We start from the raw sequence: 6511 nt of genomic DNA on the forward strand, positions 1-6511 counted from the left end.
CTACGTTCCACCGAGTGGTTCGGCACGGCCGACAAAAACGGCTTCATGTACCGCAGCTGGATGAAGAACCAGGGCATTCCCGACCATGAGTTCGACGGCCGCCCCATCATCGGCATCTGCAATACCTGGTCGGAGCTCACGCCTTGCAATGCCCACTTCCGCAAGATCGCCGAGCATGTGAAGCGCGGCATTTCAGAGGCGGGTGGCTTTCCGGTCGAGTTCCCGGTGTTCTCGAACGGCGAGTCGAACCTGCGGCCCACCGCCATGCTCACACGCAACCTTGCCAGCATGGACGTGGAAGAAGCGATTCGCGGCAATCCCATCGACGCCGTGGTGCTGCTCACCGGTTGCGACAAGACCACGCCCGCACTGCTGATGGGTGCTGCAAGTTGCGACATTCCGGCCATCGTGGTGACCGGCGGGCCCATGCTAAACGGCAAGCTTGAAGGCAAAAACATCGGCTCGGGGACGGCAGTGTGGCAGCTGCACGAGTCGCTGAAAGCGGGCGAAATCCAGCTGCACCAGTTCCTGGCGGCCGAGGGCGGCATGTCGCGTTCGGCCGGCACCTGCAACACCATGGGAACAGCCTCCACCATGGCCTGCATGGCCGAAGCGCTGGGTACTTCGCTGCCGCACAACGCCGCCATTCCCGCGGTGGATGCACGCCGCTATGTGCTGGCGCAAATGTCGGGCGCGCGGGCTGTCGAGATGGCGCGCGAAGGCCTCACGCTGTCGAAAATCCTCACACGCGAAGCCTTCGAAAATGCGATTCGCGTCAACGCCGCCATTGGCGGCTCCACCAACGCAGTGATTCACCTCAAGGCGATTGCGGGCCGTATTGGTGTGCAGCTGGACCTGGAAGACTGGACGCGTATTGGCCGCAACACGCCCACCCTCGTTGACCTGCAGCCTTCCGGCCGTTTCCTGATGGAAGAGTTCTACTACGCCGGCGGCCTGCCCGCCGTGTTGCGCCGTCTGGGTGAAAACAGCTTGCTGCCGCATCCCAATGCGCTCACCGTCAATGGCCGGTCGATATGGGACAACGTGCGCGAGGCGCCGCAGTACAACGACGAGGTGATCCGCCCCCTCGACAACCCCTTGATCGCCGACGGCGGTATCTGCATCCTGCGCGGCAACCTGGCGCCGCGCGGCGCCGTGCTCAAGCCCTCTGCGGCCTCGCCCGAACTGCTCAAGCACCGCGGCCGCGCGGTCGTATTCGAGAACCTCGAGCACTACAAGGAGCGCATCGTCGACGAGAACCTCGACATCGATGCCAGCTGCGTGATGGTGATGAAGAACTGCGGCCCCAAGGGCTACCCCGGCATGGCCGAAGTCGGCAACATGGGCCTGCCGCCCAAGCTGCTGCGCCAGGGCGTCAAGGACATGGTGCGCATCTCGGACGCACGCATGAGCGGCACCGCTTACGGCACCGTTGTGCTGCATGTGGCGCCAGAAGCGGCGGCCGGCGGGCCGCTGGCCGCGGTACGCGACGGCGACTGGATCGAGCTCGACTGCGATGCGGGCCGCCTGCACCTGGACATCAGCGATGCCGAACTGGCTGAACGCCTTGCCGCCCTGCAGAAGGCCCCTGCAGGCATGCGTGGCGGCTACCAGCGCCTGTATGTCGACCACGTGCTGCAAGCCGACGAGGGTTGCGACTTCGATTTTCTGGTCGGCTGCCGCGGCTCCGAAGTTCCCCGGCACTCCCATTAAATCGCGCAAGCAGTGAATTACTGAACTTTATTCAACCTGATCCAGTCCCCATGAACACGCTCCGCCAGCCGCGTTACCGCGGTATCTTCCCCGTTGCCCCCACCACGTTCACCGAAACCGGCGAGCTTGACCTTGAAAGCCAGAAGCGCTGCATCGACTTCATGATCGACGCCGGCTCAGACGGCATCTGCATCCTGGCCAACTTCTCCGAGCAATTCGTGCTTTCGGACGAAGAGCGTGAAACCCTGACCCGTACCGTCCTCGAACATGTGGCCGGCCGCGTGCCGGTGATCGTGACCACCACCCACTACGGCACGAAGGTTTGCGCCGAACGCAGCCGCCGGGCGCAGGACATGGGCGCCGCCATGCTGATGGTCATGCCGCCGTATCACGGGGCTACCTTTCGCGTGAGCGAGCCGCAGATTTACGAGTTTTATGCGCGGCTGTCGGATGCGGTCAACATTCCCATCATGATCCAGGATGCGCCCGCCAGCGGCACTGTGCTTTCAGCCTGCTTCCTCGCGCGTATGGCCCGTGAGATTGAACACGTCGCCTATTTCAAGATCGAAACCGCCGGTGCAGCCTCCAAACTGCGCGAACTGATCCGTTTGGGAGGTGACTCGGTGGAAGGGCCATGGGACGGCGAAGAGGCCATCACGCTGTTGCCCGACCTCGATGCCGGCGCCACCGGCTCCATGACCGGCGGCGRCTACCCCGACGGCATTCGTCCGATCATCGAGGCGCACCGCGCCGGCGACCATGACAAGGCCTATGCCCTTTACCAGCAATGGCTGCCGCTGATCAATTATGAAAACCGCCAGGCGGGGCTGCTGGCCGCCAAGACCTTGATGAAGGAAGGCGGCGTGATCGCCTGCGAAGCACCGCGTCATCCTTTTCCGGCCATGCACCCGGACACGCGCGCCGGGCTGCTGGCAACCGCCAGCCGGCTTGATCCGCTTGTGCTGCGCTGGGGGCGGTAAGCAGGGCACGCCGCGGGGTAATGCCCCGCACATTGCTCCTTTTTTGATAGCTTCTCGCGCCCACCGGTTAACGGCTCCAGGCGTTTTATGCCTTGGGCGACGTTCCGGAGCCGATCTGACGCGCGAGATGCACCTGGTGCAGCGTTATTTTCCGCACCTCGGCCTGGCTGGTTTCGATATGGGCGCGCAGCAGCATGGCGGCCTGGTCGCCACGCTTGGCGCGCACCGCCTTGAGAATCTTGGCGTGCTCTTCATAGGTCGCGTCAATGCGCGGCTGCTTGATGAAGTCAAGCCGGCGAATGATGCGGATGCGGTCAGTCACATCGCGGTGCACCCGGGCCATTTCGGCATTGCCGGCGGCCGCCACCAGCGCACAATGAAACGCCTCGTCCCACTGTGCAACCTGCACCATGTCGGTACTGCGTTGAGCTAGCGGCGCCAGCCAGATGGCCGCCAGTTCATCGAGTAGCGCCGTGTCCACCGTCTGGCTGCCGCTGCACAGGCGCTGCACGGCCGTGGTTTCCAGCACCATGCGCAGATCGTAGAGCTGCTCGAACTTGTCGAAATCAAAGGGCAGCACGCGCCAGCCACTGCGAAACAGCACCTCGACGAATCCCTCCTGCTGCAGGCGAAACAGGGCCTGGCGCACCGGTGTACGCGAGACACCCAGRCGCTCGCTGACCTCGCTTTCGGTGAAGCGGTCGCCGGGCACCAGCTTGAATTCGGCGATGTCGCGCTTGAGTTCGGCATAGGCTTGCTCGGCGCGCGAATGAAAGGCGCTGCCGGCAACAGGCGGGGCGGCGTGCGTGCGGCTCATGCCAGCAGACTCACGTGGGCGGCTACCACACGCCAGCCATCCCGCGTGCGCAACCAGGTCTGGCTTTGGCGCCCGGTCCTGTCGCTACCTACACGTGCAAACTCTGTGTTGGCCGTGGCGAAGTCGCGTCCGTATGTTGTGATGACTGTGGCGCGCAAGGTACGCGCGAGCCCTTGTGGGGAGCGCCCCGCGCGAAAAGCACGGATGGCGTCATAGCCGTGGAGGTTCTCGGTGACGCCGTAGCGCAGGGTGTGCTCGCTGTTCCAGAACAGCTCGTCGAGCACTTCCACGTTGTTGTTGACCAGTGCATCTTCGTAGCGAAAAAATGCGGCAGTCACTTCGGCATGAACGTCGGGCAGGTTGATGGCATGGATCATGATTTACCGATTGTCAGCGAAGCCAGCGAAGCCAGCGAAGCCAGCGAAGCCAGCGGAGCGCGGGCGATGCCGGCTGCCTCCAGCACGGCCGCCACGCGCAGCGCGTGGTCTTCACGCCAGGGCGCGGTGACGAGCTGCACTCCTACGGGCAGGCCTTCATCCGGCCACACCGGCACCGCACAGACGGGCAGGCCTATGCACGAAAAAGGCTGGGTCAACAAACCCATGCTTGGGCGCAGCGGCAGTCGTTTGCCGTTCAATTCCAGCCACTCGGCGCCTATGGGCGTGGCGGCGCAGGGGGTGGCGGCGGCGAGCAGGACATCGAAGTGTTCAAACAGTCCGGCCACGGCCTGGGCATAAAGGCGGCGTACGCGCTGGGCGCGGTCTACCCAGGCAGCCGGAAGCAGGCTGCCCGCAAGAAAGCGGTCACGCGACAGAGGCTCAAAATCGCCGGCGCGGCGCCGCAGGTCGTCCAGGTGCAGGGCGCCGCCCTCGGCGTTGGTGATCAGGAAGGCAGCGGCGCGGCCCGCCTCGACCATTGGCAGCGCCACCGTTTCGCGGGCGCCCAGCGCCTGGGCCACACGCTGCACGGCGGCCCAGGCCTGGGGCTGGACGTAGTCCTGGAAGTAGCCGCCCAGCACACCTACGCGCAGTCCGCCCATGCCTTGCACCAGCGATGGCAATGCCGGCTCGGCGGTGCGCTGTGCGCAGCCGGGGTCGCGGACGGTTGATGGCCCGGCGGCCTCCGGGCCTTGCATGAGGTCATAAGACAGGGCCAGGTCGCGCACAGAACGCGCAAACGGCCCCAGGTGATCCAGCCCGGAAATAAAGGGGTAGCTGCCGGTACGCGGTAGCCGGCCAAAAGTGGGCTTGAGCCCGAACACGCCGCACAGCGAGGCCGGCACACGGATGGAGCCGTTGGTGTCCGACCCCAGCGTCAGCGGTACCTGGCCCGCAGCCACTGCGGCGCCTGAGCCGCCGGATGAACCGCCGGCGATGCGTGTGAGGTCGTGCGGGTTGCGGGCCGGGCCGGCATGGCTGTTTTCGGTGGTGAAGCCATAGGCATATTCGTCCATGTTGAGCGCACCCACCAGCACGGCGCCAGCTGCCTCGAGCCGCTGCACCAGCAGTGCGTCGGCCGTGGCAGGCGTTCGCCCGCGTTCAATGGCCGAGCCCGCCAGTGTGGACAGGCCCTGGATATCAAACAGGTTCTTTACGGCAAAAGGAACGCCCAGCAAGGGCTGTGCTGCGAGGCCGGGCGCATCGACGGCGAGCTGCTGGTCCAGCAGTGCCGCGCGTTGCCGTGCCCGCGAGGCGGTGACTTCGGTAAAGGCATTGACGCGGCCATTGGTGGCGGCTATGTGCGCGAGGCTGGCTTCAATCAATGCGCCTGCACCGACCTCGCGCGTCCGCACGGCCCGCGCCATGGCCATCGCATCGCCGCGCAGGCATTCGGCAGCGTCGCTCATCCGCCAGCCTTGCCGGAAGGCTCAACAGGTACAAACACCGGCGCCGGGTCGTTATGGGCGTCCAGCGGCACGGCCTGCAGCTGCGCGGCAAAGCCGGCGGCCAGCGCGAAGAACTGCAGCACACCGGGCCGGTGTTCCGGATTCAGCGGCAAGTCCAGCGCGGCCGCGGCGGCGTCGACATAGGCATCTATTTGCGCGGGTGTCATGTGGTTCAGCGCCTGACTTCGCGCTGGAATATTTCCAGGCTGAGTTTCTTGGTGCGGATGAAGCTGGCTTCAGACAAGGTCTCCACCGTGCGCGGACGCGCATCGCCGTAGGGCAGGATTTCGGCGACGCGCGTCGGGCGCTTGGTCAGCAGCAGTACCTGGTCGGCGAGGTACACGGCTTCTTCCAGGTCGTGCGACACCAGCAGCATGGTAGTGCCTGTCTGCATGAACACCTCCTGCAGTTTTTCGCGGATGAACAGCGTCATCTCGAAGTCCAGCGCCGAGAACGGCTCGTCCAGGAACAGCACTTCCGGATTGGGCGCCAGCGCCCGCATGATGGAGGCCGTCTGCTGCTGCCCGCCCGAGAGTTCATAGGGGTAGCGGTTCAGGTCGAACTTCACGTCGAAGGAGGCCACGAGTTCGGCCATGCGCCTGTCGACTTCAGCCTTGGATCTGCCTTCAAGCTTGAGCGGGTAGGCGATGTTGTCGATGGTACGCATCCACGGGAACATGGCTTCGCGGTAGTTCTGGAAGACGTAGCCGATCTTGGTGTCCTTGAGCGACTTGCCGTCGAACAGGATTTCGCCCGCGTCGATGGGGATGAGGCCCGCGATCATGTTGATCAGCGTGGACTTGCCGCAGCCGTTGGGCCCGAAGACCGAGACGATCTTGTGCTTGGGGATGTCCAGGTTGAAGTCTTCATACAGCGGCCAGCCCGCAAAGTACTTGGTCAGACCGCGTATGGTGATGTGCGTGCCTGCCGGGCCGGGCTGGAATTCACGCACCGGGACATCGGCGAATACGGGAGCATTAATTACAGCGGACATGTCGGACTCCGGTGGGATCCATGGGTAAACACAGTGGTGAGTGACTGCAGGCCTCTCACCTTCAAGCAGGGGCCGCGGAACCGGCTTTGCCGGGCCGCAGGCGCAGCGGCCCCCTCGGGGGG

At 64.7% G+C, this 6511-nt stretch carries 7 protein-coding genes; 2 read left to right on the forward strand and 5 right to left on the reverse strand.

Features of this window, described 5'->3' with window-relative positions; all coding sequences use genetic code 11:
- Positions 1-1713, forward strand: a 1713-nt coding sequence (locus tag AC1D1X_RS12650) for an IlvD/Edd family dehydratase (protein WP_477698386.1), incomplete at its 5' end; no start/stop codon positions are given.
- A 50-nt stretch (positions 1714-1763) separates the two neighbouring features.
- The gene (locus AC1D1X_RS12655) at positions 1764-2693 is read left to right on the forward strand and encodes a dihydrodipicolinate synthase family protein (protein WP_477698387.1); all 930 of its coding nucleotides are present in this window, start codon (positions 1764-1766) and stop codon (positions 2691-2693) included.
- Between the two features lie 85 nt (positions 2694-2778).
- Here the strand turns inward: AC1D1X_RS12655 and AC1D1X_RS12660 are convergent, their stop codons facing one another.
- The 5 genes from AC1D1X_RS12660 to AC1D1X_RS12680 are packed head-to-tail and all read right to left on the reverse strand — an operon-like array spanning position 2779 to position 6389.
- Complete coding sequence (locus AC1D1X_RS12660; RefSeq protein WP_477670690.1) at positions 2779-3510, reverse strand: GntR family transcriptional regulator; 732 nt, start codon at positions 3508-3510, stop codon at positions 2779-2781.
- Positions 3507-3887 (reverse strand): oxalurate catabolism protein HpxZ, encoded by a 381-nt coding sequence (hpxZ, locus tag AC1D1X_RS12665; protein ID WP_477670691.1) that lies wholly within the window; start codon positions 3885-3887, stop codon positions 3507-3509. Before hpxZ ends, AC1D1X_RS12660 begins: the two co-directional genes overlap by 4 nt.
- Positions 3884-5356, reverse strand: coding sequence for an AtzE family amidohydrolase (locus tag AC1D1X_RS12670; protein ID WP_477670692.1), 1473 nt, complete (start codon positions 5354-5356; stop codon positions 3884-3886). The genes hpxZ and AC1D1X_RS12670 overlap by 4 nt, the downstream gene beginning before the upstream one ends.
- Positions 5353-5562 (reverse strand): AtzG-like protein, encoded by a 210-nt coding sequence (locus AC1D1X_RS12675; protein ID WP_477670693.1) that lies wholly within the window; start codon positions 5560-5562, stop codon positions 5353-5355. Before AC1D1X_RS12675 ends, AC1D1X_RS12670 begins: the two co-directional genes overlap by 4 nt.
- Before the next feature lie 5 nt (positions 5563-5567).
- The gene (locus tag AC1D1X_RS12680; RefSeq protein WP_477656435.1) at positions 5568-6389 is read right to left on the reverse strand and encodes an ABC transporter ATP-binding protein; all 822 of its coding nucleotides are present in this window, start codon (positions 6387-6389) and stop codon (positions 5568-5570) included.
- Between the last annotated feature and the right edge of the window lie 122 nt (positions 6390-6511).

The organism is Polaromonas sp. P1_G4 (assembly GCF_056405475.1).

Coding starts and splice junctions, on each gene's coding strand:
- hpxZ (WP_477670691.1), bottom strand. CDS start 3,887: ATGATCCATGCCATCAACCTGCCCGACGTTCATGCCGAAGTGACTGCC.
- AC1D1X_RS12670 (WP_477670692.1), bottom strand. CDS start 5,356: ATGAGCGACGCTGCCGAATGCCTGCGCGGCGATGCGATGGCCATGGCG.
- AC1D1X_RS12675 (WP_477670693.1), bottom strand. CDS start 5,562: ATGACACCCGCGCAAATAGATGCCTATGTCGACGCCGCCGCGGCCGCG.
- AC1D1X_RS12680 (WP_477656435.1), bottom strand. CDS start 6,389: ATGTCCGCTGTAATTAATGCTCCCGTATTCGCCGATGTCCCGGTGCGT.